The 26,306-nt window shown below is 55.6% G+C and carries 23 protein-coding genes and 3 pseudogenes; 16 read left to right on the plus strand and 10 right to left on the minus strand.

Going from position 1 to position 26,306, the window contains the following annotated elements; translation table 11 throughout:
• Positions 1–231 precede the first annotated feature (231 nt).
• Positions 232–780 (plus strand): redoxin family protein, encoded by a 549-nt coding sequence (locus ACR0ID_RS03790; RefSeq protein WP_480603819.1) that lies wholly within the window; start codon positions 232–234, stop codon positions 778–780.
• A 51-nt stretch (positions 781–831) separates the two neighbouring features.
• Here ACR0ID_RS03790 and ACR0ID_RS03795 read toward each other — a convergent pair whose 3' ends face one another.
• Positions 832–1,914, minus strand: coding sequence for a DUF6456 domain-containing protein (locus ACR0ID_RS03795; RefSeq protein ID WP_480603821.1), 1,083 nt, complete (start codon positions 1,912–1,914; stop codon positions 832–834).
• A gap of 241 nt (positions 1,915–2,155) precedes the next feature.
• Between ACR0ID_RS03795 and ACR0ID_RS03800 the strand changes: the two genes are divergently transcribed.
• Positions 2,156–2,455 (plus strand): DUF6477 family protein, encoded by a 300-nt coding sequence (locus tag ACR0ID_RS03800; protein WP_480472463.1) that lies wholly within the window; start codon positions 2,156–2,158, stop codon positions 2,453–2,455.
• On the opposite strand, the gene ACR0ID_RS03805 is transcribed toward ACR0ID_RS03800, so the two are convergent.
• A complete protein-coding gene (locus tag ACR0ID_RS03805) occupies positions 2,456–4,000 on the minus strand; it encodes a trimethylamine methyltransferase family protein (RefSeq protein WP_480472461.1) in 1,545 nt (514 codons plus the stop codon).
• A gap of 301 nt (positions 4,001–4,301) precedes the next feature.
• Between ACR0ID_RS03805 and guaA the strand changes: the two genes are divergently transcribed.
• The 9 genes from guaA (at position 4,302) to ACR0ID_RS03850 (ending at position 13,703) form a co-directional block, all read left to right on the plus strand.
• Positions 4,302–5,861 carry a glutamine-hydrolyzing GMP synthase gene (guaA, locus tag ACR0ID_RS03810; protein ID WP_480603824.1) on the plus strand — a complete coding sequence of 520 codons (1,560 nt, stop codon included), beginning with the start codon at positions 4,302–4,304 and terminating at the stop codon, positions 5,859–5,861.
• A gap of 211 nt (positions 5,862–6,072) precedes the next feature.
• The gene (locus ACR0ID_RS03815) at positions 6,073–6,978 is read left to right on the plus strand and encodes a DMT family transporter (RefSeq protein ID WP_480603826.1); all 906 of its coding nucleotides are present in this window, start codon (positions 6,073–6,075) and stop codon (positions 6,976–6,978) included.
• 124 nt (positions 6,979–7,102) lie between these two features.
• Entirely contained in the window at positions 7,103–8,242 is a 1,140-nt protein-coding gene (locus tag ACR0ID_RS03820; protein ID WP_480603829.1) for an OmpP1/FadL family transporter, read from the plus strand.
• A 100-nt stretch (positions 8,243–8,342) separates the two neighbouring features.
• Entirely contained in the window at positions 8,343–9,239 is an 897-nt protein-coding gene (locus ACR0ID_RS03825; protein WP_480603832.1) for a DMT family transporter, read from the plus strand.
• 47 nt (positions 9,240–9,286) lie between these two features.
• Positions 9,287–10,159 carry an ATPase gene (locus ACR0ID_RS03830; protein ID WP_480516818.1) on the plus strand — a complete coding sequence of 291 codons (873 nt, stop codon included), beginning with the start codon at positions 9,287–9,289 and terminating at the stop codon, positions 10,157–10,159.
• 36 nt (positions 10,160–10,195) lie between these two features.
• Positions 10,196–11,113: a homoserine O-acetyltransferase MetA gene (metA, locus tag ACR0ID_RS03835; protein WP_480603834.1), complete on the plus strand. Its 918-nt coding sequence runs from the start codon at positions 10,196–10,198 to the stop codon at positions 11,111–11,113.
• The gene (locus tag ACR0ID_RS03840; protein WP_480603836.1) at positions 11,103–12,056 is read left to right on the plus strand and encodes an alpha/beta fold hydrolase; all 954 of its coding nucleotides are present in this window, start codon (positions 11,103–11,105) and stop codon (positions 12,054–12,056) included. Before metA ends, ACR0ID_RS03840 begins: the two co-directional genes overlap by 11 nt.
• A 49-nt stretch (positions 12,057–12,105) precedes the next feature.
• Positions 12,106–12,975: a polyphosphate kinase 2 gene (gene ppk2 / locus ACR0ID_RS03845; RefSeq protein ID WP_480603839.1), complete on the plus strand. Its 870-nt coding sequence runs from the start codon at positions 12,106–12,108 to the stop codon at positions 12,973–12,975.
• A 113-nt stretch (positions 12,976–13,088) separates the two neighbouring features.
• Positions 13,089–13,703, plus strand: coding sequence for a TetR/AcrR family transcriptional regulator (locus tag ACR0ID_RS03850; protein ID WP_480476721.1), 615 nt, complete (start codon positions 13,089–13,091; stop codon positions 13,701–13,703).
• A gap of 6 nt (positions 13,704–13,709) precedes the next feature.
• On the opposite strand, the gene ACR0ID_RS03855 is transcribed toward ACR0ID_RS03850, so the two are convergent.
• Both ACR0ID_RS03855 and ACR0ID_RS03860 read right to left on the minus strand, forming a co-directional pair.
• Positions 13,710–14,768, minus strand: coding sequence for an adenylate/guanylate cyclase domain-containing protein (locus tag ACR0ID_RS03855; RefSeq protein ID WP_480472441.1), 1,059 nt, complete (start codon positions 14,766–14,768; stop codon positions 13,710–13,712).
• Positions 14,765–15,133: a group I truncated hemoglobin gene (locus ACR0ID_RS03860; protein ID WP_480493317.1), complete on the minus strand. Its 369-nt coding sequence runs from the start codon at positions 15,131–15,133 to the stop codon at positions 14,765–14,767. Before ACR0ID_RS03860 ends, ACR0ID_RS03855 begins: the two co-directional genes overlap by 4 nt.
• A 506-nt stretch (positions 15,134–15,639) precedes the next feature.
• Between ACR0ID_RS03860 and ACR0ID_RS03865 the strand changes: the two genes are divergently transcribed.
• Positions 15,640–16,707 carry an integrase core domain-containing protein gene (locus tag ACR0ID_RS03865; RefSeq protein WP_480603843.1) on the plus strand — a complete coding sequence of 356 codons (1,068 nt, stop codon included), beginning with the start codon at positions 15,640–15,642 and terminating at the stop codon, positions 16,705–16,707.
• Positions 16,708–16,843: 136 nt separating this feature from the next.
• Here ACR0ID_RS03865 and ACR0ID_RS03870 read toward each other — a convergent pair whose 3' ends face one another.
• From ACR0ID_RS03870 to ACR0ID_RS03885, 4 genes and pseudogenes are all read right to left on the minus strand, one after another.
• Entirely contained in the window at positions 16,844–18,424 is a 1,581-nt protein-coding gene (locus ACR0ID_RS03870) for a C-terminal helicase domain-containing protein (protein ID WP_480603845.1), read from the minus strand.
• A 46-nt stretch (positions 18,425–18,470) separates the two neighbouring features.
• Positions 18,471–19,061 (minus strand): AAA domain-containing protein, encoded by a 591-nt coding sequence (locus tag ACR0ID_RS03875; RefSeq protein WP_480603889.1) that lies wholly within the window; start codon positions 19,059–19,061, stop codon positions 18,471–18,473.
• Positions 19,062–19,069: 8 nt separating this feature from the next.
• Positions 19,070–19,513, minus strand: a pseudogene (locus ACR0ID_RS03880) (IS5 family transposase); the annotation flags it as partial.
• Between the two features lie 133 nt (positions 19,514–19,646).
• A pseudogene (locus ACR0ID_RS03885) lies at positions 19,647–19,757 on the minus strand (tripartite tricarboxylate transporter permease); the annotation flags it as partial.
• Between ACR0ID_RS03885 and ACR0ID_RS03890 the strand changes: the two are divergent.
• Positions 19,751–19,834: pseudogene (locus ACR0ID_RS03890) on the plus strand (transposase); the annotation flags it as partial. The pseudogenes ACR0ID_RS03885 and ACR0ID_RS03890 sit on opposite strands and share 7 nt — an antisense overlap.
• A 39-nt stretch (positions 19,835–19,873) precedes the next feature.
• Here the strand turns inward: ACR0ID_RS03890 and ACR0ID_RS03895 are convergent.
• Together ACR0ID_RS03895 and ACR0ID_RS03900 are read right to left on the minus strand one after the other, a co-directional pair.
• Complete coding sequence (locus tag ACR0ID_RS03895; protein ID WP_480519630.1) at positions 19,874–21,112, minus strand: NAD(P)/FAD-dependent oxidoreductase; 1,239 nt, start codon at positions 21,110–21,112, stop codon at positions 19,874–19,876.
• Between the two features lie 76 nt (positions 21,113–21,188).
• Positions 21,189–21,950, minus strand: coding sequence for a DeoR/GlpR family DNA-binding transcription regulator (locus ACR0ID_RS03900; protein WP_480487289.1), 762 nt, complete (start codon positions 21,948–21,950; stop codon positions 21,189–21,191).
• A gap of 149 nt (positions 21,951–22,099) precedes the next feature.
• Here ACR0ID_RS03900 and ACR0ID_RS03905 point away from each other — a divergent pair, with 149 nt between their 5' ends.
• From ACR0ID_RS03905 to ACR0ID_RS03915, 3 genes are read left to right on the plus strand one after another with little or no spacing between them, the layout of a single operon-like run.
• Positions 22,100–23,527, plus strand: coding sequence for an FAD-dependent oxidoreductase (locus ACR0ID_RS03905; RefSeq protein WP_480603848.1), 1,428 nt, complete (start codon positions 22,100–22,102; stop codon positions 23,525–23,527).
• Positions 23,517–24,767: an NAD(P)/FAD-dependent oxidoreductase gene (locus ACR0ID_RS03910; protein WP_480484921.1), complete on the plus strand. Its 1,251-nt coding sequence runs from the start codon at positions 23,517–23,519 to the stop codon at positions 24,765–24,767. The genes ACR0ID_RS03905 and ACR0ID_RS03910 overlap by 11 nt, the downstream gene beginning before the upstream one ends.
• Positions 24,764–26,185 (plus strand): FGGY family carbohydrate kinase, encoded by a 1,422-nt coding sequence (locus ACR0ID_RS03915; protein ID WP_480484920.1) that lies wholly within the window; start codon positions 24,764–24,766, stop codon positions 26,183–26,185. The genes ACR0ID_RS03910 and ACR0ID_RS03915 overlap by 4 nt, the downstream gene beginning before the upstream one ends.
• The last annotated feature ends 121 nt before the right edge of the window (positions 26,186–26,306 follow it).

The raw sequence follows: 26,306 nt of genomic DNA on the forward strand, positions 1-26,306 counted from the left end.
GTCGCTCATAACATAAACAGATGTGCAGTGTTACACCAGCGGCGCATAGCCGCTATGCAACGCCGCCGCGCATGAGCGAAAACGAGATTGTAAAAATCCGTTTCACCGCATGTTTTCAATGAGTAATGAGAAGAGGTTATTAATTCAAAATGCGGCATATCGTCGATTGAAGGCAGTTTAGAACTGTTTTAAGTCACGGCAAAATCACAGGTGAATCACAGGAGCTTGAACATGAAATCCGGCGCAATACTGCCCAACGTGACCTTTCACACCCGTGTCCGCGATGACTCAATCGAAGGAACAAACCCATTCCGTTGGGAAGACAAGACCACCGCTGACTATTTTGCCGGAAAACGCGTGATCCTGTTCTCATTGCCCGGCGCGTTCACGCCCACCTGTTCGACATATCAACTGCCCGGCTTTGAAAACGGATATGGCGATTTCATTGCCCAGGGTGTCGATGAAATCTACTGCATGTCTGTCAACGACAGCTTTGTGATGAACAAATGGGCGCAAGATCAGGGCCTGACCAACGTCAAGGTCATTCCGGATGGATCGGGCGAATTCACCCGTAAAATGGGTATGTTGGTTGACAAGGACAATCTGGGCTTTGGCATGCGGTCATGGCGCTATGCTGCCATCGTAAACGACGGTGTTGTCGAAGCCTGGTTCGAAGAACCTGGCCTGATGGATAACTGCCCCGAAGATCCCTATGGCGTGTCTTCGCCCGAAAACCTGATGAAACATCTTCAGGCGATGGCAGAACCCGAACTGGCTTGAGTAATAACAAGACGAAAAAAGGCCCGTTTTAACGGGCCTTTTTTTGTACCTTCAGCCAATCATGCGGTCGCGTTCAACCTGATCCCGATAGTGACGTTTCAGCCGTTGTAACGCGATCCGCAGAACAATCTTTCCGGATCGTGCCGACCAACCCATGCGTTTTTCCGCCAGTTCCAACCCTTCGAGATAGCAACAACACCGCAGGGCAACATCACTTAGTCCGGGGCCAAGGTCAGACAGGGCCCGCGCCACGCGGTCCCGCGCATCCGATGATCCCTTTCCTCCGTGGCTTTCACTGTCATAACTGCTGCGGCCACCAGCCGTTAGAAACCGCTCCCAGTTCTGTGAAACCTGAGGACCAATCTGCGCCAACTCGAAATCTTCGCGCAACCGCTCTCCTGCGCTGACAAGCGATTCATCCAGAAAAGGCTTGCCATCGCGGTCGCGTCTGCGTGCAAGGGCAACCAACGGGCTTTCCGTGGCGCTATAGCGAATGCGCCTGATCCGGTCAGTCGCCCCACCCGATGTTTTTGCCTGAAACAACGACTGAGCTTCGGCAAATCCGACTTCGGTCCCCACCCGCGCCTTGTTTTCCGCTTTTGCGATCAGGTGGCTCAGTGCCGTTCGGCCAGCCGCAGAAATTCTATACCGTGAAATGCGACCGGGGTTATCGCAGGAAATCCAGCCCTTTAAGGCCAGAGCCTGAGCGATCTCGCAATCGACGACCGCGGTTCTGGTCGCTCCGGCGTTGCCGGTGTCACGAACGACTACCGCTTTGTCCATTTCTTCAGCCACGGCAAGAACCGAACCTGTCTCGCTCAGGCGGCGCAGAATGCGCAATGCCTCTCTTTCGAACGCCTCTTCCTGGGCAGCTTCATCCGCGATCACGACCGAGTCGCCTGCGTCGTCGGGCATGGAAAAATGTGTTTCTGCCAGCGACTGCAACGCCGCATCCACCAAAGGATCGTCACGGCGCATCTCGATACGCCGGATTTGCCGGAGGATGGTTGACGCATGGCAACCTGCCGATCTCGCGATATCGCGGATCGAGCGTCCGGTTTCGGTATGAGCAAGGTATCTTTGCGCCCCCTCTGGAACCCATGCCGGAATGGTGAAAGCCATGTTGTTTTCCATGATTATTTGCCCTCGTCGACAAAACAAAATGTCACTTTTCGCCCTCGGATAGCGGGTTAACCAAATCTAACTAGAGGTCCATTCGTTACTCGTTCGTTAACCGCACAAGGCACGAACCAGATTTGATTCAAAAAGATAAACAGTCGTGAAACCATCGTTCGGAGAGGCTGTTACGCAGGCAACACCCGCTTAGGTTGTGCATTAAATAGTCCGGTAAACCTTCAGACACAGGACACGTAAGATGCAGGACCTGATGACAATGATCTCAACGCTTCACCGCCCACGCATGTTGGCAAGAGCCGCCAATTTCGGAGCGAGAGAGTACAACCGGGACAGGCATTTGCAACGTATTCTGGGATACGGGTCATTGCCGGGTTCAGGTCAGGCCCTACTGCGACTGATGGAGATGGAAAAAGAGGTGAATGAACTGCGCAAAGAAGATGATGCCGCATACTCTCTGGTCCGGCATCTCGACATTCTTATCGCGCTGTTGGGTGAGGCGCGGCTGTATCAGGCCAACCGCGCCCCGGTCCTTCAATAATTAGGAAAACGCATCCGGCATGGAGGCCTTTTTCTCGGCGATATAGGCTTCCAGCGCTGCGGCTGTATCCGGCTCCATATGCGGTTGCTGATAATTCGCCAGCAGGTGTTCAACCCGCACAGAGGCCAGAGCCCGCGTATCACGCGCACCTTCTTCCTGCCAGGTTTCATATGGCTTGTAGTCCAGCAGATCGGACTTCCAGAACGATTCCTTGAAGTTCGCCTGCGTGTGGGCGCATCCTAGATAGTGCCCGCCGGGGCCAACTTCCCGGATCGCATCCATGGCCTGCGCGTTGTCATCATAGGCCACGCCCTTGGCCAGCGAATGCAAAACGCCCAACTGGTCGGCATCCATAACAAATTTCTCGAAGTCGGCCACCAGGCCACCTTCCAGCCAGCCGCAGGCATGCAGCATGAAGTTCACGCCAGCCAACAGACCCATGTTCAGCGAGTTCGCTGTCTCATAAGCCGCCTGCGCATCCGGAAGTTTCGAGCCGCAGAACGACCCTGCGGACCGATACGGCAAGTTCAGACGCCGCGCCAGCTGACCCGCGCCATAGGTGATATGCGAAGCTTCCGGCGTACCGAAGGTCGGCGCGCCAGAATTCATGTCGATCGAGGTCACGAATGCCCCAAAGATCGCGGGAGCACCAGGACGGACGATCTGGCTGTACGCCACACCGGCAAGAACCTCGGCCAGAACCTGGGTCAAAGTACCGGCCACCGAGACCGGCGCCATCGCACCGCCCACAATAAAGGGCGAGATGATGCAGGCCTGATTGTTGCGGGCATAGACTTCCAGCGAGCCCATCATCACATCGTCGAATGTCATCGGCGAGTTGATGTTGGTCAGCGACGTCATCACCGTGTTTTGCTGGACGAATTCCTTACCGAACAGGATTTCGCACATTTCAACCGAATCCTGCGCCCGGCTGGGATCGGTCACCGAGCCCATGAAAGGCTTGTCCGACAGGGTCATGTGCGCCTTCAGCATATCCAGATGGCGCTTGTTCACCGGAATGTCGGTCGGTTCACACACCGTACCGCCCGAATGGTGCAGCCACTTGGACATATAGGCAAGTTTCACGAACTTGTTGAAGTCGTCCATCGTCGCGTAACGACGGCCGCCTTGTGCATCGCGCACGAAAGGAGGGCCGTAAACCGGGGCCAGAACCATGTTCCGGCCACCAATCACGACCGACTTCTCGGGGTTGCGGGCATGTTGCGTGAACTCGCTGGGCGCTGTTTTAATCAGCTCACGAGCAAGGCCGCGCGGAATGCGCACGCGTTCACCGTCGATATCCGCACCCGCGTCGCGCCAGCGTTCCAGAGCGGCAGGGTTATCAACAAAGTTAACACCGATCTCTTCCAACACGGTTTCCGCGTTGTTTTCAATGATCTCCAGTGCCTCTTCGTTGAGGATTTCGAAGTTCGGAATGTTGCGTTCGATGTATTTCGCGGTCTCGATACGAACTGCAGTCCGCTCGGCACGGCGGGCAGCGCCACCGCCACCTCTCGCCCTGCGCCGGGTGTTTGCCTCAGTCATGAGAAGATCCCGTGTTGTTGGTTAGATTGAGCGTTTGATACAGGTTTGCCCGGACGCAAGCATAGGGATTGCGGCAAGTTGGGGGGAAAAGCGACATTGCCGCGCGGCAATCCGGCGAACCGGCCGCCAAGGGTGAAATCTGGAATTGGAAAGCGTACCCTTCTGCCCTGTCCAAGTGCGCCGACGGAGCCACCGGTGTAAACCCTCGAGTCAAAAATTTTTGCAGTGATCTTTTTTGATTCCCGCGCTGGAATCGGACCTCGCTCTTGCGAAATGTGCGGGCTTGCCCTAAGGCGCTGACATGACCCAGACATCCCACGACCGCCTTCTGATCATCGACTTCGGCAGCCAGGTTACGCAGCTTATTGCCCGCCGCCTGCGTGAGCTGAATGTCTATTGCGAAATTCACCCTTACCAGAATGTCACGATGGATTTCGTGCGGGAAATGGCCCCGCGCGCGGTGATTTTCTCGGGCGGGCCGGACAGTGTGACGCGCGAGGGCTCGCCCCGTGCTCCGCAAGAGATTTTTGACTATGGCGTGCCGATTCTGGGTATCTGTTATGGCCAGCAAATGATGATGCACCAGCTTGGCGGCAAGGTCGAAAGCGGCCATGGCACGGCCGAGTTTGGTCGGGCTTTTGTCACGCCAAAAGACAAACTGGCAATTCTGAACGGCTGGTTTGACGACGGGGATGAACAGGTCTGGATGAGCCACGGCGACCACGTCAGTGAAATCGCACCGGGGTTTCAGGTCTTCGGCACATCGCCTAACGCGCCCTTTGCGATCACAGCCGATCCGTCGCGTCACTTCTATGCCGTGCAATTCCACCCCGAGGTGCACCACACGCCGAAGGGCGCGAAGCTGTACGCGAACTTCGTCAAGCTGGCCGGTTTCAAGGGCGACTGGACCATGGGGGCCTATCGCGAAGAAATGATCCGCAAGATCCGCGAGCAGGTTGGCGACAAGAAGGTCATCTGCGGTTTGTCGGGCGGTGTTGACAGCTCGGTCGCGGCGATCCTGATCCACGAGGCGATTGGGAACCAGTTGACCTGCGTCTTCGTCGACCACGGGCTGTTGCGCAAGAACGAGGCGACAGAAGTCGTCGGCATGTTCCGCGACAACTACAACATCCAGTTGATCCACGCGGACGAATCCGAACTGTTCCTTGGCGAGCTTGAAGGGCAAAGCGACCCGGAAACCAAGCGCAAGATCATCGGTAAGCTGTTCATCGACGTCTTCCAAAAACACGCTGACACCATTGAAGGGGCCGAGTTCCTGGCGCAAGGGACGCTTTATCCGGATGTAATCGAATCGGTGTCATTTTCGGGCGGGCCTTCTGTAACCATCAAATCGCACCACAATGTCGGTGGCTTGCCGGAAAAGATGGGCCTGAAGCTGGTCGAGCCCCTGCGAGAGCTTTTCAAGGATGAGGTTCGCGCGCTTGGCCGCGAACTTGGCCTTCCACAGAGCTTCATCGGACGTCACCCTTTCCCCGGCCCTGGTCTGGCAATCCGCTGCCCCGGTGAAATCACCCGCGAAAAACTGGGCATCTTGCGTGAAGCTGATGCGATCTTTATCGACCAGATCCGTAAACACGGCCTCTATGACGACATCTGGCAGGCTTTTGTTGCCATCTTGCCAGTGCGGACCGTAGGTGTCATGGGCGACGGGCGCACCTATGACTACGCCTGCGCGCTGCGGGCCGTAACATCTGTCGATGGCATGACCGCGGACTACTACCCGTTCAGCCATGAATTCCTGGGCGAAACGGCAACGCGGATCATCAACGAAGTCAAAGGCATCAACCGGTGTACCTATGACATCACATCGAAACCCCCCGGCACCATCGAGTGGGAATGACCGGCGGGTGTCTGCGTAAAACTTAACTGATTGAGCGGCAAAACGCCCTACTCATTCAAGCCTTTGTACCGGGCAGTCACCTATGCGACCTTGAATCTGGCGCACCTTCGGCGTTTGATTAGCCGGACGAACCTAGTCTGCTTATCATAAGCGCTTGGCTTTGCGGTCTTTTGGCAGCGCGGCCCCGCGACGAACCTGAGGGACGCTCGAAATGAGCCATGCGCAGAAAGACGTAATCAAGGCCGGTCTATGGATGACCGGCGCGATCGCCTCATTCTCTTCCATGGCGGTTGCAGGGCGTGAACTGAGTTCTGCGCATGATACCTTTGAAATCATGATGTATCGCAGCATCGTTGGGTTCGTTGTTGTTGCAACTGTCCTGACTGTGACTCGCAACTGGCAGCAAGTTTCGACGGAACGGCTGGGATTGCACGCCTTACGAAACACCTTACATTTCACGGGGCAAAATCTCTGGTTCTACGCCGTGGCAGTGGCTCCCTTGGCGCAGGTATTCGCGCTGGAGTTCACACAGCCGCTTTGGGTAATCCTGCTCTCGCCGCTGTTTCTGAACGAACGGTTGACGCCGCTCAGGTTGATAGCGGCGCTTATCGGGTTTTCGGGCGTTCTGATCGTCACGCGCCCCGGCGCTGCCCCTTTGAGCCCCGGCCTTATGACAGCCGCCGCATCCGCAGTATTCTTTGCGTTTACAACGATTACCACCAAGAAGCTCACGCGATTTTCCAGCATTGGGTGTATTGTTTTCTGGCTGACTACAATGCAAGCAGTCCTTGGGGCCACAGCCGCTGGCATCGATGGTCAGATTGCGCTTCCGACAATGCAGACCGCTCCCTATCTGATTTTGGTTGGGCTGGCGGGTTTGCTGGCGCATTTCTGTATTACCAATGCCCTATCCATAGCCCCGGCAACCGTGGTCATTCCCTTTGATTTTGCACGTCTTCCGACAATCGCAGTAATCGGGATGCTCCTCTATCATGAACCCATCGACCATTGGGTACTGATCGGCGCTGCCGTCATCTTTACTGGCATTTTCCTGAACATCTGGTCCGAAAATCGTAACAGTTTGGCAACAGTTCAGAACTGTAGTGGCAACAAGTAACGCACCGTCACCAGTTGACCTTAAACTAACTGAAAAGAAAGTATCGCGCATTACACACGGGTAAGCGCTGGACTCACTCAATTCTTCGCCAGGCAAATACTCGAAAAAAGTTCGGGAGGACAGAATGAAAACAACACTACTCGCAACGTGCGCATTGTGCGTTGGAGCAACGGCTGGTTTTGCAGGCGGTCTGGACCGCAGCGGTCAGGGTATCAACCTGATCTTTGAAGAAGGCTCTGCAGTTCAGTTTCGGTTGGGGTATACCGACCCAAGCGTGACCGGCACGATGCCAGACATTTTTGGTACAAACGGCGGCCAACCCATTAGTTCAGGTGAAGTTGCGAACGACTTTTTTACACCGCACCTTGGGTTCAAAACGGCGCTTACCGAAAAGCTTGATTTCGCACTGATCTATGATCAACCCTACGGTGCCGATATTCAATATGCGGCCGCCTACCCGCTTTCGATCAACCCGGTTAATCCCACAGACCCCCGCGTGTTGCAGGCAACTGCTGACACTGATGCGATTACCGCTTTGCTACGGTACAAATTCGGCGGTGGATTCAGTGCGATCGGCGGTATTCGCGCGCAGCGCGTCGAGGCTTCGATTACTGTTCCCATTACCGCAGGCTATCAGGTGAATACTGACGCAGATACCGCATTCGGGTATGTCGTGGGCGTCGCCTGGGAAAAACCTGAGATCGCCGCGCGCGTATCTCTGACCTATAACTCCAAGATCAGCCACGATCTTTCACAGACAGAATCCAGTGCTTTGACCGGAGGGTTGCCTGTAAACACTTCGAGTGAGATTGAAACACCGCAGTCTGTGAATCTGGATTTTCAAACGGGCGTGGCGCCCAAGACATTGTTGTTTGGCTCGATCCGTTGGGTCGACTGGCCACAACTTGTGTATAATCCGCCAAACTATCCGCCGACCAGCAACCTGGTTGACTATGACGACGCCACGTTCACCTACTCGCTGGGTTTGGGTTATCAGTTCTCGGAAGAGTTTTCTGGTGCTGTGACACTGGGCTACGAAACTTCCCAAGGTACGCCGGTTTCGAACCTCGGTCCGACAGATGGGTTCTGGAGCATCGGTCTGGGTGGCACGTATTCGCTTGAGAAGGCAAAAATCTCGGGCGGTGTTCGTTATACCGACATCGGGGATGCCACCGCGAATGGTGCTGGTCCCGCGGCACGTGGTACGTTCACAGGCAACAGCGCCTGGAGCGTTGGTTTCCAGATCACATACGCTCTGAACTGATCTGAGTAATCTTATGTAACTGTAAAGCCCCGCAGTTTCTGCGGGGCTTTTTCGCATGAACCGGGTCGCCGTTGGTTAACATCAATGAAACAGTGCCCGCATGAACGAACAAAAACACCTCTCTCTCCGCGCCTGGGCCGAGCTTTTGCTCCTTGGACTGATCTGGGGCGCCTCCTTTGTTTCCATCCGGGTCGCTCTGGACACGCTTCCCGTGATGACCTCGGTTTTGCATCGCACATTCTGGGCCATGCTGGTTTTGTGGCTGGTAACTTGGATCAGGCGGATCAAGGTGCCGCGCGCGCCCCGTATCTGGGGCACTTTTCTGGTCATGGGGCTGTTGAACAACGTCATCCCCTTCAGCCTGATGGCTTGGGGGCAGCTTTACATTGACACGGGTCTGACGGCGATCCTGAACGCGGCGACTGCGATCTTCGGCGTTTTGATAGCAGCACTGTTTTTTCGCGACGAGCGATTGACAAAAACCCGGCTACTGGGTGTCTGCCTGGGCTTTCTTGGTGTCTCAATCGCGATTGGATTGCTGAACTTCTTGAGTTTCAGCCTGCAAAGCACCGCTCAGATTGCAGTGTTGGCCGGAACAGTTTCCTACGCATGTGCCGCGGCTTGGGCGAGGCAGACATTATCGCACCTTCCCCCGGTGATTGCCGCCGCCGGTATGCTGACGGCTTCGACAGTGCTGGTATTGCCAATAACATTAGCAGTTGATGGAGTACCCAGCTTGGCGCTACCCGCAATAACCTGGGTGGCCATCGGGTACTATGCGATTGTCGCAACGGCCGGCGCATATCTGCTTTACTACCGGGTTTTGGCAATGGCCGGCAGTGGCAATCTGATGCTGGTCACACTTGTCATACCTCCGGTCGCTATTGTTCTGGGTGCATTGCTGCGCGAAGAGTCCCTGCCCCCTAACGCCTTTCTGGGCTTTGCCGTTCTGGCGATTGGCCTTTTGGTTCTGAATCGTTCGCCCCGGCCCAATTGACGCCGTGCGCTGCCCGATTTAGCTAGGGCAAAAAAGGACAGCGCAAAATGATCTACACCTCAGCCAATGACTGGCGCACGGCAAGCCGAAAGAAAGTGCTGTTCTTTGGCATGTCGGGGTTGGGCAAGACCTACGTATCCAACATCCTCAGAGATTCCGGGAACTGGTTCCACTACTCGATCGATTACCGGATCGGCACGCGCTATATGGGCGAGTACATCACCGACAATGCCAAGGCCGAGGCCATGAAAGTTCCGTTCTTGCGTGAACTGCTGTTGTCGGATTCGATCTATATCGGTTCGAATATTTCATTCGCCAACCTGACACCTGTTGCCGCTTATCTGGGCAAGCCGGGAAACCCCGATCTGGGCGGCTTGGACATGCCGGAATACCGCCGCAGGCAGGAACAGTTTCGCTTGGCCGAAATTCATGCGCTGCTGGACACCGAATACTTCATCGACCGCGCCGAGCGTCTGTACAAATATCCTCACTTTATCTGCGATACGGGCGGATCCATCTGCGAGTGGGTAGATCCCGAAGACCCAAGGGATCAGGTTTTGTCCGAACTCGCGCGGCACACCCTCATGATCTGGCTGAAGGGTGACGAGGGTCACACAGCCGACCTTGTGCGCCGTTTCGACAAGGCCCCAAAACCCATGTCCTATCAGGCTGATTTCCTGACACGTTCCTGGACCGAGTATCTGGATCAACACGGCTGTGCAGAGGCCGAGGTCAACCCCGATGATTTTGTCCGCTGGACCTATGCGCAAGCCCTGGCCCATCGTCAGCCCCGATACGAGGCGATGGCAAAGAACTGGGGCGTGACGATTGATGCCAACGACATCGGCAAGATCCGCGATGCGGCCGATTTCGATGAGTTGATCGAACGCACCCTTGAGGCCAGACGCAATAACGCCTAACTACCAGTTTTCCCTAATCTCTTCGAAGTCAGACACATGCCCATCAAAATTCCCTCTGATCTGCCCGCCTTTGACGTCCTGAACAAAGAGGGCGTTATGGTCATGTCCGAGGATCAGGCAATGCGTCAGGATATTCGCCCCCTGCGCATCGGGCTGCTAAATCTGATGCCGAAGAAGATCCAGACGGAAAACCAGTTTGCGCGCCTGATCGGTGCAACCCCGTTGCAGATCGAACTGTCATTGATCCGTATGACGGAACATCAGACAAAAACCACTGCCGCCGAGCATATGTCCGAGTTCTATCAGCCTTTTCAGGAGGTCAAGGACCAGAAATTTGACGGCCTGATCATTACTGGCGCGCCGATCGAGCATCTGGAATTTGGTGATGTCACCTATTGGGATGAAATCAGCGAGATCTTCGACTGGACCCAAACCAACGTTCATTCAACCTTTGGTGTTTGCTGGGGCGGGATGGCGATGATCAACCATTTTCACGGTGTCCGAAAACACATGCTGGATGCCAAGGCCTTTGGCTGTTTCCGCCACCGCAACCTGAACCCTGCATCACCTTTTTTGCGTGGGTTCTCTGACGATTGCGTTATCCCGGTCAGCCGCTGGACGGAAATGAAACAAGATGAGATCGACGCCGCGCAGGGTTTGACGACCCTTCTGGGCAGCGATGATGTGGGTCCCTGTCTGGTCGAAGATCCCAGCCACCGCGCGCTGTATATCTTCAATCATTTTGAGTATGACAGCGACACGCTGAAACAGGAGTATGACCGCGACGTCGCCAATGACACGCCCATCAACGTGCCGATCAACTACTATCCGGATGATGACCCATCCAAGACACCTCAAAACCGTTGGCGCAGTCACGCGCATCTTCTTTACGGAAACTGGATAAACGAAATCTATCAGACGACGCCTTTTGATATGAGCAAAATTGGCCACTAAGACCTTGATATCCTTTAGCCTCATCATTCTGGGCCTTGTCGCTGTGACTGCGTGGCGCAGCGCCCGGAATGAAGCACAGGCAGAAGCGGCTTTCCCACCCGAAGGCCAGATTCTTGATGTCGACGGAATCGCGGTTCATGCGGTTGTCATAGGGAATGGGCCAGATGTGGTCCTTCTTCACGGCTCAAGCGGCAACACCCGCGACATGACCTTTGCGCTGGCACCTATTCTGGCGGAAAGCTACCGCGTCATCGTTTTTGACCGGCCTGGCCTGGGGTTTTCAGAAAGTTTCAACCCAGACGGTGAAATGATCACGGAGCAAGCGGATATCCTGCAAAAAGCTGCTGCCCAGCTTGGGGCGGACAAGCCTGTCGTGGCGGGCCAAAGCTACGGTGGTTCAGTGGCACTAGCATGGGCAGTCACCAGGCCCGACGACCTCTCAGCACTTGTTCTGATCGCACCCGCCGCCATTCCGTGGGAAACGCCGCTGGATGGGTTTAACCAATTAGCGTCTACCACGCTCGGCAATACGCTCGCCCTGCCTCTGATTTCTTCCTTTGTGCCCGATTGGTACGTAACGCGGGCATTGGACAGTGTATTTGCGCCCCAATCGGCCCCCGCTGGATATGCTGAACATTTTGGGCCCGGCCTGACCATTCGGCGCAGTTCCATGCATGCAAATGCCAAGCAACGGGCCAACCTATTGGATGAGATAACCCAATTGCAGCCGCGATACGGTGAGATTTCAGTGCCAACCGAAATCGTTCACGGCACCGCCGATGACACTGTCGGCCTTGAATGGCATTCGCAACGTCTGATCCAGCAAATCCCGCAGGCCGAACTGGTCGCGTTACCGGGGATCGGTCACATGCCGCAGGTTGTCGCAGCGCCCGAAGTTGCTGCCGCAATTGATCGTGCAGCGCAGCGTGCAGGTTTGCGTTAATCCAAGCTCTAATCCATAGTCGGATATGGGTTTTATCGCGAGGTGACATATGGCTCGGACCGAAAAAGGTTCTATCGAGAAGTATTTTCAGGATAGCGCGCCCAAAGCTATGCGGGATGAGATCGAGAATTCGAAGAAAGGCGATATCCTGAACCCGACCTACCCATATAGCGAGAAGATGAAACCCAAGGACTATGAAGAGCAGATGGAACTGCTCCAGATCGAGCTGGTCAAAATGCAGTCTTGGGTCAAGGACACGGCGCAACGGATCGCCATCATCTTCGAAGGCCGCGATGCTGCCGGTAAGGGCGGAACGATCAAACGGTTTCGCGAAAACCTGAACCCGCGCGGCGCGCGCAATGTGGCGCTCAGCAAACCCTCGGAAACTGAACGCAGTCAATGGTACTTTCAGCGCTACATCCCGCACCTGCCTGCAGCCGGCGAGATCGTGTTCTTTGACCGCAGCTGGTACAATCGCGGCGTGGTCGAAAACGTCTTTGGTTTCTGCACCCGGGAAGAGCGCGAGCGGTTCTTTCGTCAGGTTCTGCCGCTTGAAACGGGTCTGGTCAATGATGGCATCAAACTCTTCAAGTTCTGGCTCAATGTCGGGCGCGCTGAGCAACTAAACCGTTTTCTGGCCCGTGAAACCGACCCGTTAAAGCAATGGAAACTCAGCCCGATTGACGTGGCAGGGTTGGACAAGTGGGACGAATACACACAGTCGATTTCGGAAACTCTTACCCGGTCACACTCAGACATATCTCCTTGGACAATAGTCCGGTCCGACGACAAGAAACGCGCCCGTCTTGCAGCAATTCAATCGGTCCTGCACACGCTGGACTATGATGAGAAGGACGCAAAAAGCATTGGTAACATTGATCCCCTGATCTGCGGTGGTCCGGATGTCTGGGAAGCGTAGGTTGCGTTTTCGCCCTGCCCGGCCAAGGCTTTCAAGGGCAAGTGTTGGACGACCGGGTGTATTTGATCTATCCCCTTGTCTTCCAATACCTAATCGAAGAACCTGAGGCCGGGATGTCGAAACGCGGTTATCATCACGGAAACCTAAAGCAAGCTCTGATCGAGGCAGCCTTGTCCCTGATCGAAGAAAAGGGGCCGACAGGTTTTACGTTATCTGAAGCCGCCAAAACCGCTGGCGTAACACCAGCCGCAGTCTATCGCCATTTTGAAGGGCGCGAAGACCTTATCGCCGAAGCCGCACGGCAGGGATTCGAGATGTTCGCGGACCTGATGCAATACGCTTATGACACAGGCCAACCCTCTGCCCTATCCGCCTTCGAAGCAACCGGGCGGGCCTATCTGGCTTTTGCCCGGAAGAACCCCGGCCACTACATCGCCATGTTTGAAAGCGGAATTTCGTTGAATCGCACCCCAGAATTATCCATGGCCGCCAATCGGGCCAAATCGGTTCTCGAGAAAGCAGCCGCTGACTTGTCGCAACATATTCCACCAGAAAAGCGCCCGCCCGCGTCGATGTTCAGCGCGCACATCTGGGCGATGAGCCATGGCGTGGTCGAATTATACGCGCGCAATACCGGGGCGACGTCTCCCTTCCCCCCGGAAGACCTGCTGGAAAGCGGCATTGGTATCTATCTGCGAGGGCTGGGTCTGATCCCTCAGGACGACTGACACCTTTCAAAAAGTTCGACTGCTTTGCGGTAAGCTCAGCCCGGACGTTACGTTGATAAGATTCATCTCGCCCATTCCCTTTATGTCGACACGTCCCAGGTCCGAGACCTGAAACTCGTCAATCAGGGCGTATTTCATCTCTTCCGGCGCAACGATTTTCATAGGATTGGCGAATATTTGCAGTCGGGACGCGATATTTACCGCCGGACCGAAAACGTCGTAGACGTATTTTTGAATGCCCACGACAGACCCGACTGCGGCCCCCATGCCCAAACCGATCCGGGCCTGCCATTTGTGCGGATGGCTTTCGTTACGGCGTTCGAGATAACGCAGGAAACGTACCGCGCAATGAGCCACTGCAGTCGCGTGATCGGGTGTCGGGTCAGGCATGCCTGAGACCGCAAGATATGCGTCACCTATTGTTTTGATCCTTTCACACCCGAATTGTTCAACGATCCTGTCAAACGCCGTGAAAATGTCGTTCAACTCACTCAGGGTCACTGTCGGGTCGGTCTTGGCCGCGAAATCGGTGAAACCCACAAAGTCCAGCATGACCACAGACACCTGCTTGTAGAGCTGCGGAGTGACAACACCGAATGTCTTGAATTCTTCATAAACCGCCCGTGGCATCAAGTTCAAAAGCAGGCGTTCAACCCGTTCTTTCTCGCGTTCCAGTTCTCGTGTGTTGCGTTCGACCATGGTGGAATAGCTGTCGATCATGCTTTCCAGCTCGCGAATGCGCGTGATGTTCTGGCACTCGACAATCAGAACCTGCTCGGACAATCCGCTTGCCAACGAAACTGCGACCGCAAAGATCAAGGTCCGCCGCTTTGGTTTGATCTGCAACTCAACCGAATATCTCAGGCCCGATTGCTTGACGTCTTCCAGTTCTTTGGGATCAAGGGCAGGCAGAATGTCCGTAAGAGTACTGCCGTTCTCGGGGGTTCCAAACCACTCTGCGAAAGGTCCGTTATGAAACACGAACTGAAGATCCGAGGCGCGCACCACGGCAATGCCGACACCGATGGCGCGTAACAGCTGTTCGTTTATCGCATGAATGCTCATGCCGCGTTTCGGGCGACGATAATTGAACGCTTCCCTTCAATTGCAGCCAGCGCGGTTTTGATATCCTGATCGGACATACCATGCACGCTCAGCGCTTCGCCAAACAGCTCAGCCATCACATCAAATTCGTCGTGTGAAATACCCAGATGCCTGTGAACGGCTTCGATCCTGTCATCACTGAATGACGCCGGTCCGCCAATCAGGGACGATACGAATTTCGTCTGATGATCAATCAGCCGAGGCATGTCGATATCTTCAAAATAATGGCCTATATCATCCGAATCCAACGCCATTTCATAGAAGGTCATCACGACACGGCTGATCGTTTTGAAGCCACCGTATTTGTCATAAAGCGTTTGTGTCACACGAAAACCCAAGCGATACAGAACAAAAACACTATAACTCTATATCAAATTGATATTTTTGTTAATGTTTATAGTGTTTTTTATTTTCCGGCTTAACGGGTGTTCTTTTAAGGGAAAGCAATAGCGACCAGGGTATACGATCCTGGGCTTTCGGAAATCTGGCGTGGTTCACGAAACTGCGTTGCACAGCCAAGACGCCGGGGCAGACATAGTTCTCTGTTAGAAGGAGTAATGGCGGAGGGGATGGGTCTGAAATCGAACGTTCTCCACCCTCTAAGCTATTGTTTTAATTTAGATGACTGATGATTTGAATCGCCATTCGATTCAGTCGCGACTGGCAGCGAAACTCGCGCAAAGGCGCCAACACATCCCACGTTCGGATTTTTCGCGGCCACAACCAGGCCCAAGCATTTTTGGCCTTCCTGAGCGGGGTGCCAAAATGTAAGCGAGGCCCATCACGCTGAAATGGCAGCAATTTTTTATGCGCCGCGGTGGAGCCTGGCAAGATGAATTCGACCTTCTCACTCCTTATCGTCTTCCTGACCCAGCTCTTCATGCCCCGACACAACGCACAGCTGAGGCTGCTCAGGGCCCAAATCCAGATCCTGCGAACCCGCATCCCGACGCAGAGGATTATCCTGTCTCCGGAAGAGAAAGCCGAACTGCTGCGCATCGGAGCGGAGTGTAGGCATGATATCGACGGGCTACTGGAGGTCGCCAAGCCTTTGACCTATAAGCGCTGGCTGGCCCAGATGCGCAGTGGACGCCCCTTCAAGGCCGTGGGCAGACCGCGCCTGACACAGGAGTTGCGCGACGTCGTCATTCGCATCGGGTCGGAAAACCTTCTGTGGGGCTACAAGCGGATCGCCGGGGAACTGAAAAAGCTGGGGCTCTACGCCGGCACCAACTCGGTAAAGCGCATCCTGAATGATGCTGGTATCCACCCGAGCCCTGAGAAGCGCAAGAAAAAGCCAGCCCTGCCATGGACCACCTTCGTCCAGGCACATATGGAAAGCATGGTTGCTTGTGACTTCTTCACCAAGACCGTGCTCACCGCCCGTGGGCCGCTGACAGCCTATGTGCTGATTTTCATCCACATCGGCAGTCGCCGGGTTTATTGTAGCGTCCCGACCTATGCCCCGGACTCGGCATGGGTGACCCAGCAGGCACGCAACACGCTTATGTGGTGTGCAGAGCATGGGATCGCGCCGGGTTTCCTCATCCGCGATGCCGACACCAAGTTCAGCGCCAGCTTCGATACCGTTTGGGCATCTGAAGGTGCCAGGGTGATCCAGATCCCGCACAGGGCGCCAGACGCCAATGCCTTCGCCGAATCTTTCATCGGCACCGTGAAGCGTGAATGTCTGGATTTCTTCGTCTGCTTCAGCCGCTCGCAGCTCGATTACATCCTGCGGGCTTGGGTGCGCCATTACAACACCGAGCGTCCGCACCGTGGACGGGGTATCGGGAACAATGTGCTGCAAGTCGATTTCCGGCCCGTCCGTGACGGCCCGATCCGCCGCAACCGCCAGCTCGGCGGCATCGTCACATCCTACACCCGCGACGCGGCGTGAGTGCTCCCTATCCTGCCGAGATTATGGCGGGAAAATACCACCGCGCCGCCACTGACTGCAGCATGCTACAACGGACTGGAGCAAGCAAAGCTGCAAGTGCGGTTGGCCCCCTCCGCGATTTTGTCGAATTTGGGTGCTACATTCCGGGGAGCTGACGCCTTCTCTTCAGAGCTGCACCCAGAAACACTGACGACGGCATGCGGTCGGCTTCGGCCCAGCGCGAGACAAAAATTTCAACCGCCGGCGCAAAGGCCTTTGCGATTAACCGATCCTCGTCTCCGGGCGTAGATGCCGGCACACTCTCCATTGGTCTCAGCAGCAGTTCCGCAAACTCTTCGTGCGGCAGCTCCTTGGCACCGTCCTTGTTACCAGACGAAGCGATCAACTCTTCCTCTAGTAACTCGCCAGAAAGACCCTGCCAGCGAACCTGATGAACGGCCACCACGTCCTCGTGATCTTCGGCTTCCGTTTGGGCCTCCGCGTACAGTCCGTCGAAAATCAGCCGATCGTTAGCCAGCTCTGAGAGATCACGCACAAAACCGGCTTCGAAGTCCATAGGAACAAGCGACGGGTCAGCGATTGCCTTTGCGTGGTCGGCCGTCAGGCGCACAATGCTGCGACGGCCGAATTCTGGCCAGCGACCGATATCCTCTTCGCCGAGCTCAATCTCAAGCGTCTTTCCGCCATGCATCTCGGCCCTCACGTCGTATCCGGCGATTGGTGCCATCCCTTTGACAAAGCTGACCATATGCCGAAAGTCGAAGCCGCCCGAAACGCGTGTCTGGTGAGCGGATGCAAATTGCAGAATATCGTCCTCGGCCGCCCGCGCCTTCTGTGCTTCGCGTATGGCTTCAGCGATCTCCTCTTCCGTCTGGTCCATCTTCATGCTTGTCGCACGCTCGAGGATGCTTTCCATGTCGATGTAAGACATCAGCTCTCCGAGCACTTCCGCAGCCAATGCATCCTTCATCTCGCCGGCAACGCTTGCCATATCCTGTGCAATCGTACTGACGCGATCCAACAACAAAGTGATCGCGCTGTTGTCGAACCCATCATCCGACTGCAAATTGATAACTTGAACGCGCCGTGTCTGACCATAGCGGTACAAGCGGCCGATCCGTTGAACCAAACGTGCCGGGTTCCAGGGCAAGTCGTAATTCACCATGATATGACAGGCGTCTTGCAGGTTTAGGCCTTCGCCCCCTGCTTCAGTCGATAACATGACCTGAGCCTCTCGGCTGTTGAAGGCGCGGACATTCCTTATTTTTTCATCCAGCGACATCGAGCCGTTGATCGCGGCAACCTGCACCCCAGGACATGCGTGCGCAATCGCCTCTGCTAGGTAACTCTGGGTGGCCCTGTACTCAGTAAACACCAAAAGATTTTGTTCCTGTGCTAAAAGCGGCGAAACCACGTCATTTAGAAACGTCTGCAACTTCGCATCCGATAGCCGAGCCACGCGGATGAGTTTCAGAACGGCCTGAACCTCGCGTGCTTCATCGGCGAAAAAGGCGCCAACCTCACCGATTGGCCCAGTTTCCGAAAGGTTGTCATCCCCTTCGAGTTGCTCGTCTGAAGGTATCACCGGCGCCGATGCGGCATCGAAGCCTTGCAGCCGCTCCAAGCGACGTTCTAGTGCTCGCTCGATTGCCGCAACGGAAGATGAAGCGAGTTTGCGATACGTCGTCATGACAAAGCCGATGGCTCGGCCGATCATTCTATCCTTCGCGTCGGCACTGGCGCGATACCCCTCGCTCAAATACCTACGAAGTGCCTTGTCGGCAGTGCGCATTTCGGGCGATGGAATTACCATGTGGCGAAGCGTGTCGTGACCGCGAAAAATCAGATTGCCTTCTGCATCCGTGACGCGGGTCGCCGACCAGAACGATGTTGCGCGCAGCGCGCCCCATGGCGACCATATTCGCGAGGCCGACTTGTCCAGCCTCGTCCACGAAGAGCCAGTCCAGAGACTGTTCGAGTTCCGGGCGCGAGAAGAAGAACGCAGTTCCGCCGACGACATGGGCCTCTGTCAGCGCAGGGTCATCGTTGGACGTGGCGCGGGTGATGCCGGTGAATCCCTCGGGATAGCCGTCGTCTTCACCGCTCACCTTGTGAGCGAGCTCGGCGTTCTCCAGCGTGATGTCCGGGTCGTCGTCCTCCAGCGCAAGAAGACACCCCATCAGCACATTGCGAATGGCCTCGTGGCTGTTCGAGGCCACGCCGACGCGGTACCCTTGCCGTACGAGAGACAGGATCGCCCGCGCCGTGACATAGGTCTTGCCCGTGCCCGGCGGCCCCTGGATCGGCAGCACTGTGCCGTCCATCGCGCCCACCGCCGCGATCGTCCCGGCCACGGGATCGGCTCCCTCCAGCAGGTCGGGTTGGGGCCTCCGTGCTTGCGGGCATTCCACTCGCCTTCGCCCTCGGCCTTGATGCCGGTGCTATCGACAAGCAGGTTCAGCGGGCCCGCACCGCCACGGTAGGGGATGCTCACGTTCAGCGTCTTTTGGCGACGACACAGCGTGCTGAAGTCCGGCACGGTCCAATCCAACCCGACAAGTTTCAGCAGGCTCTGCACGAACCCCGTCGACTGTCGCAAAGCCATGCCGAACAGCACTTTCATTGTCAGGCAGGTCTGGATCGCTGCATCGCTGAAGCTCGGATGCCGCCCACACTTCCCGGTCGGCGGAGGCTTCCACACCATTTCAGGATCGAACCAGATAGTCAGCGATCCTCGTCGCTTCAGCGTTTCATTGTAAGCCGACCAGTTCGTGGTCTTGTACTTCGTAGGGGCCCAACTGCTCATGCCCTCACGCTATCATGCTGGATTTACACAGTGAATCCCTTACGCGATTTACGCAACAAGGCCCCTTCAGAAGACAAGCCTTGTTCACAAATGTTCCAAAATCTGTCCGATTTTACAGCTTCAGGCCAGTTAGGCCCATAATGACGGCGGCCACGGAGTTTCCCGGGACCCCTAATGTCAGGGTTGGGATCAATGTCGCCGCGACGTCAGCATTATTGGCACATTCCGCCGCCGCGATACCTTCCCCTATACTCACCAGACCTCAACCCAATCGAACAAAAATGGGCAAAGGTAAAAGCCTTAAGACGGAAAACAGGACAATCACCAGAACAACTCTTCAAGCACAAAATTTGAATCAATTTATGTCGGGTTAGCTATATCGGCGCGGGTTTTTGAGGCTCGGGCAGCGGCGCAGCGCAATTGAAAGGCTTCCTCAAAAGGGTTTACCTTACCAAATCGATCCGTGCGGAAAGGGTCGATATCAAAAGCGGGTTGTTGCCCTAAGATCAAATCGCTGATCGCGTCGCCTATTCCGGCGGAAAGCGTGATGCCGTGACCGCAAGCGCCCGCCGCGGCATAAAAGCCAGAGATCTCTGGAACAGGTCCAAGCAGCATTTTTCCATCCGGTGTATATGAAGATAGTCCGGCCATGTAATGGGAAAATTCGGCATGTTCGATTGCTGGGAAGAATTGCGCAAGGCCCTGATAGGCATCTGCAAGGACATCCCAATGCTCTTCGCCTTTTGTGGGCGAAAATGTGGCGGGGTCGTCTGGCAGCGCGCGAGCGTCAAATGTTGCGGAACGGGTTTCTTGCACGCCAAGGACCAATCCCCCAACTTCGGGGCGTGTATAGGCGCCAATATCGGCAAGGATCGTTATCGGGTGTTCTAGGCCATAGATATCCGAGGGTTCGGTCATCCAATAATGGCTGCGTACCGGGGCCATGGGCAAGGGAAAACCCGCGTGTTGCGAAAATACGGCCGCCCAAGCGCCACAGGCATCAATAACGGTGCGACAGGCAATCCTATCGGTATCGGTCAAGACACCCACAACCCTTCCTTTGTCGCGCAGAACATCTTTCACATTGGTGCGCGGCCGGATCACGACCCCACGCGCTCGCGCGGCCCGAATATAGAACATCGTCAGAAGATAAGGATCAATATAGCCATCGGTAGGCATAAAGGCCGCCTTTAGAATGGTATCGGTATTCAACCACGGCACCATTTCGCCAATTTCGGCAATGCTGGGCCATTGCACCGGAATATCCCATTTCAGCGCATCCCTGGCCGTGGTCTGCAACTCCGCCACACGCGCTTGTGACACGGCAATACGCAACGAGCCGACCTGATGAAAATCCGCGTTTTCGCCCAGCTCGTCTTCAAGTTTACGTATGGTTTCAATGGTTTGCTTTGCCATTGGTGTATTTGCCGGCTTGGTTGATGCTTGCAAAAGCAATCCTGCCGCCCGGCTTGATGCTGCGCTTGCAAGCTCATTGCGCTCTAGCAACAGGATTTTTCCAGCGCCTTTGCAGGCCAAGTGATAGGCGATTGACGCGCCAATCACACCGCCGCCAACAATGATATGATCAAAAACGTCCATTAGAACCTCGAAAGGGGAGAGAATAGGTCTGTGCGGGGATGAAGCAGCGGTGCAAGAAGGCGTTCGGGCGCGCCGGTCATAGCACCTGAACCCTGGCTTGTGACAGCGCATCACGCATTTTTGCACTTGGCAGAGCATTGGATATAAGAATGTCGATTTCCGCCAAGGCACATACCGGATAGGCGGCACGCCGCCCGAGCTTTGACGCATCGGCCAATATGACGGTTCTTTTTGCCTTGCGTGTCATCGCCCGTGCAATTTCGGCTTCGTCAAAACTAAAATCGCAAACCCCACTTTTTGGACAGATGGTTCCGGCCGTGATGATCGCGTAATCGGCGTTGAAACGGTTGATTTCCGTGACCGTCGCGCTGCCAATGGTTTCGCTATTATCGCCTTCAACCCAGCCTCCAAGCATGAAAACCTTGGGCCCGTCAGGTTTTGCGGCCAGAAGCCCGGCAATCTTCAGGGAATTCGTGACGATTTTTAACGAGTTTTTCCTGACCAACGCTTCGGCGGCAATAAGTGTTGTCGAGCCCGTGTCCAAAAAGACCATCTGATCGCCCTGCAACCATGCGGAAAGCTTATCGGCGATGGCCCGCTTTTCCGCCAAATTGGCCTTCATGCGCGCGTAGAACGGGCCTTCATCATTCTGGGGGACTTGTTTTGCGCCCCCATGGATTTTCAAAAGCTTTCCGGCATCTTCCAGCACCGATAGATCGCGGCGTATAGTCTCGGGCGAGGCACCGAGCTCATGGGCCAATGTCTCTACGCTGACCTCTCCCAATGTGGCCACCATGGCGGATATGTGTTTCCGCCGCTCGGTTGCGCGTGCGGTCAAATTCCTGTCCGAACAGATATCAAAAACACGCTCGCCCCCTTCTGCAAAAAACGGTAGTAAGTTGACCGAATACGTGTTATTGACTCGAAATATACCGAAAAATATGACCGAAACAAGTAATTTCTGGGTTCACCGCAACGGTAGTGGGAATGCTTAAGCGTGAAGAAATGCCCGAGGACTGTTTTGATATTGCCATCATAGGGGCGGGCATTATCGGGGCGGCGATTGCCCGTGGCTTGGCTTTGGAAGGGGCGCGCGTGGCTGTCCTTGAAAAAGCTATGGACCCTTTGGACGGGGCCTCGAAGGGCAATAGCGCCATTTTGCATACGGGTTTTGACGCGCCGGTTGGATCGCTCGAACAGCAATGTGTTGCCCGGGGGCGCGAGATTTATCTGACGATACGTGAAGATCTTGGCCTTCCCCTGCATGAAACCGGCGCGATGGTTTTGGCCTGGAGCGATCAAGAGGCCGAAAAATTATCTGGTCTTTTGCAACAAGCCCATGAAAACGGTGTCGATGATGCAGCATGGATCGATCGCAACGATATTTTGGCGCGCGAACCGGCCTTATCCGATCGGGTCATCGCCGGGTTCGAGGTACCTGGCGAGCATATAATAGACCCTTGGACAACCCCTTATGCTTATCTGACGCAAGCCTTGGCCCATGGTGCATCATTTATTCCAGGCGCCGAAATCATGTCGGCAAGGCGCGACAATGACATATGGTCGCTGAATACCTTGCGCGGGTGCATCAAGGCGAAAGCGGTGGTGAATGCCGCCGGTTTATATGGCGATATCGTCGAAGAAAGGCTTTTGGGCACGGCGACGTTCAAGATCAAACCCCGCAAAGGCCAGTTTGTCATTTTCGACAAGGCCGCCGCGCGTCATTTGCGCTCGATCATTCTTCCGGTGCCGAATGACCGGACCAAGGGGGTTGTTCTGTGCCGCACGATTTTTGGCAATATCCTTGTGGGGCCAACAGCCGAAGAACAAGACAGCCGCGAGGATGCCTCGGCCGAACGAGAGACGCTTCTTAGCTTGCGGGCGCAGGCGATTGATATCCTGCCAGCTTTGGCCGATAGCGAAGTGACAAGTGTCTATGCGGGCATCCGTCCCGCGACGGAACGTAAGGAATATCGTATCATCGCGCGGCCTGATATGGGCTATGTCAATATTGGCGGCATCCGCTCGACCGGTCTGAGTGCGGCACTGGGGCTGGCGGAACATATTATCAAAACCCATGGTGACGCTTTGGGCGCACAACATTTTGCAAACCCACCGGTTTCTATGCCTGAAAAAATCGCCTTGCAACATTTGTCCGATTATCATCAGCGGGATTGGCAACGGCCCGGTAATGGCGGGATCATTTGCCATTGCGAAAAAGTAACCCATCGCGATATCCAAAACGCCCTTGCTGGCCCTTTGGCCCCTCGCAGCTTTGCCGGATTGAAGCGCCGGACCCGTGTATGCATGGGAACTTGCCAAGGCTTCTATTGCATGGCCGCAGTTGCGGCGGCCACAGGTGATGTGCTTGATGTTCCTGTATGCGTAGAAGGCCAAAATCCCCATGACCGTTGAGCGTAAAGAGCTGTGTGATGTTGCAATCGTGGGGGGCGGCCCCGCCGGTTTGACACTGGCGGCTGAATTGCGGCATCTTGGTGTCGAGCGGGTGATCGTCCTTGAACGCGAGGCCGAGGCCGGGGGTATTCCCCGCCATTGTGGCCATTATCCGTTCGGGATCACCGAATATAACCGCCTTCTGAAGGGCCCTGATTATGCGCGGTGCAAAGTCGAAGATGCCGAACGTAAAGGGGTCGATCTGCGCACCGGCACAACCGTGACCGCGCTTCACCCGGGCGGCACGCTCGAGCTAAGCAGCCATGCAGGAACCGCAACGATCACAGCGCGGCGCGTTGTTCTGTGTACGGGCGCGCGTGAAGCAAGCCGCCCTCAGCGGTTCATTTCAGGAAGCCGCCCCCAAGGGGTTATCACCACCGGCGCGCTTCAGGCTTTCAGCTATATTGAAGGTCTTGTCCCCTTCAAAAAACCCGCGATTCTGGGGACCGAGCTTGTGTCTTTTTCTGCATTGCTGACCTGCCGACATGCGGGCATTCAGCCCGTCGCGATGATCGAGGAAAACCCGCGAATCACAGCGCGGGCATTCAGCCGCCTTTTGCCTGCTGTCTTGGGTGTTCCCATTCTGTCCCAGACCAAATTGACGCGGATTTTGGGCAAAAACCGTGTCGAGGGCATAGAAATCGAGCGCGCCGATGGCCGTAAAAAGGTTTTGGATGCCGATGGTGTCATTTGCACAGGCCGGTTCCGCCCCGAAGCAAGCTTGATGCGCAATGGCCATCTTGCGATTGACCCGAAAACGGGCGGGCCCTTGATCGATCAATTCATGACGACCTCTGATCCCAGCTATTTATGTGCGGGCAATCTGCTTAGACCCATTGAAACCCATGGATGGTGCGCTGAAGAGGGACGGCAAGCCGCGCGGATTATTGTTCAGGCGCTTGGGCAACCGGACAGGGCCGAGCCCCGGCGCCAAACGCCAATTCGGATCACGAGCCCGGCAATACGCTATGTTCTGCCTCAGCACCTGTCCACAGCTTGTCTCGGGGCGCATATGCCCAATCTACAACTTCGCCTGAACCGCCCCGCGCGTGGGCGGCTTGTGATTTCGGCGGATGGCAAAACCATCTGGTCGCGATCCATAAATTCCGTGCCCGAGCGCCGGATTCTCGTGCCGATTGCCCCCCTTCTGGCGCATGGCGCGACCACAAGCATCACTATCGGGCTGGAGGAACAGGATTGAGAATAGGCGCGATTGATCAGGGCACTACAAGCACCCGCATTCTGGTTCACGACAGCACAGGAAAAACCCATATTGCCAAGGCGATTGGGCATCGTCAGATATTGCCAAAACCTGGCTGGGTTGAACATGATCCGGAAGAGTTGATCCGGAATATTCAAGCTTGTCTTGACGCGGCCGGGCCACTGGACGCGGTCGGGATCGACAATCAGGGGGAAAGCTGCCTTGCTTGGGATGCCATCACCAAAGAGGCCCTAAGCCCCGTCATTGTCTGGCAGGATGAACGGACGAATGATGTGGTGGCCCGGCTGAAGGCCGACGGCGCCCAAGACCTTACACTTTCCAGATCCGGATTGCCGCTTGATAGTTATTTCTCGGCAAGCAAACTGGGCTGGATCCTTGAAAACGAACCAAAGGCGCAAAAGGCCCATAGGCGTGGTAGCTTGCGGTTGGGAACTAGTGATGCATTTTTCGTTGATCGTCTGGCCGGGCGTTGCATCACCGATGTTTCGACGGCCTCCCGCACCGCATTGATGAATCTTGAGACCTGCGATTGGGATCCGGATCTTTGCGCGCTTTTTGGCGTCCCGATCGATACTTTGCCCAAGATTGTTTCGAATACCGGTGATTTTGGACAGATCCAAGGCAGCGAAACCACGACCCCTCTGACCGCGTTGATCGTGGATCAACAGGCGGCGCTTTACGGCGCTGGCTGTCGCCTGCCGGGCAAAGGAAAAGTGACTTTTGGCACCGGTGCTTTTGCGCTGATGTTAACCGGCGACACAATCTGTCGGGAACACAGCAAAGGCCTATTGCCGACCATTGCCTGGCGCAAACAAGGGCAAGCGGTAAATTATGCCGTTGATGGCGGCGTCTTTGCGGCTGGAGCCGCCGTTAATTGGGCCCGCGGATTGGGATTGTTCAACCAATTCGACGAAATCAACGCCTTCGATAAACCAAGTGCCATTTCCCGTGGCCTTGCCTTTGTTCCGGCACTTGCCGGGCTTGGCTGCCCCCATTGGAACAGGCGTGCACGTGGAACATGGCTTGGGCTTGGGCTTGACGATGGGCCCAAGGATTTGATGCAAGCCTTGCTGGAAGGAATCGCCTTTCGCGCCGCTGAGGTGATGCGCGCAATGACAGAAACCACGGCTGCCCGCAGCATGTTTTCAATCGATGGGGGTTTGACGGCCAATCCCTATTTTTGTCACGTTTTGGTAAATGCATTCCAGCAATCCCTGCGCCTTCAGAAGAATGCCGAAGTGACCGCGCTGGGCACCGCATGTCTTGCCGGTGAGGTCATCGGCATACAAAACGTCCCGGCGCAACTAAACCGCCAAATCAACCCCGACAGAACTCAAAACCACCAAAATACCTTCGCCAAAGCGATTGCCCTCGCGCAGGAATGGGGAAGGGAGTGATTTGGCAAAGAACGTATTTCAACTTCATGCTAGGGTCAGGATTCATAACCAATAGATGACGGTTGCGGCCAGAGCGATGGCTGAGAGGAAGACCTTGGGACAGCGATCATAGCGTGTCGCC

This window comes from Ruegeria sp. AL2 (genome assembly GCF_056540845.1).

Bases quoted from the DNA above. Each gene is read 5' to 3' on its own strand.
- ACR0ID_RS03795 (WP_480603821.1), bottom strand. From the start codon at position 1,914: ATGGAAAACAACATGGCTTTCACCATTCCGGCATGGGTTCCAGAGGGG.
- ACR0ID_RS03870 (WP_480603845.1), bottom strand. From the start codon at position 18,424: ATGATCGGCCGAGCCATCGGCTTTGTCATGACGACGTATCGCAAACTC.
- ppk2 (WP_480603839.1), top strand. From the start codon at position 12,106: ATGGCTCGGACCGAAAAAGGTTCTATCGAGAAGTATTTTCAGGATAGC.
- ACR0ID_RS03830 (WP_480516818.1), top strand. From the start codon at position 9,287: ATGATCTACACCTCAGCCAATGACTGGCGCACGGCAAGCCGAAAGAAA.
- ACR0ID_RS03800 (WP_480472463.1), top strand. From the start codon at position 2,156: ATGCAGGACCTGATGACAATGATCTCAACGCTTCACCGCCCACGCATG.
- ACR0ID_RS03895 (WP_480519630.1), bottom strand. From the start codon at position 21,112: ATGGACGTTTTTGATCATATCATTGTTGGCGGCGGTGTGATTGGCGCG.
- ACR0ID_RS03865 (WP_480603843.1), top strand. From the start codon at position 15,640: ATGAATTCGACCTTCTCACTCCTTATCGTCTTCCTGACCCAGCTCTTC.
- ACR0ID_RS03825 (WP_480603832.1), top strand. From the start codon at position 8,343: ATGAACGAACAAAAACACCTCTCTCTCCGCGCCTGGGCCGAGCTTTTG.
- ACR0ID_RS03910 (WP_480484921.1), top strand. From the start codon at position 23,517: ATGACCGTTGAGCGTAAAGAGCTGTGTGATGTTGCAATCGTGGGGGGC.
- ACR0ID_RS03855 (WP_480472441.1), bottom strand. From the start codon at position 14,768: ATGAGCATTCATGCGATAAACGAACAGCTGTTACGCGCCATCGGTGTC.
- ACR0ID_RS03850 (WP_480476721.1), top strand. From the start codon at position 13,089: ATGTCGAAACGCGGTTATCATCACGGAAACCTAAAGCAAGCTCTGATC.
- ACR0ID_RS03790 (WP_480603819.1), top strand. From the start codon at position 232: ATGAAATCCGGCGCAATACTGCCCAACGTGACCTTTCACACCCGTGTC.
- ACR0ID_RS03805 (WP_480472461.1), bottom strand. From the start codon at position 4,000: ATGACTGAGGCAAACACCCGGCGCAGGGCGAGAGGTGGCGGTGGCGCT.
- ACR0ID_RS03820 (WP_480603829.1), top strand. From the start codon at position 7,103: ATGAAAACAACACTACTCGCAACGTGCGCATTGTGCGTTGGAGCAACG.
- guaA (WP_480603824.1), top strand. From the start codon at position 4,302: ATGACCCAGACATCCCACGACCGCCTTCTGATCATCGACTTCGGCAGC.
- ACR0ID_RS03905 (WP_480603848.1), top strand. From the start codon at position 22,100: ATGCTTAAGCGTGAAGAAATGCCCGAGGACTGTTTTGATATTGCCATC.
- metA (WP_480603834.1), top strand. From the start codon at position 10,196: ATGCCCATCAAAATTCCCTCTGATCTGCCCGCCTTTGACGTCCTGAAC.
- ACR0ID_RS03815 (WP_480603826.1), top strand. From the start codon at position 6,073: ATGAGCCATGCGCAGAAAGACGTAATCAAGGCCGGTCTATGGATGACC.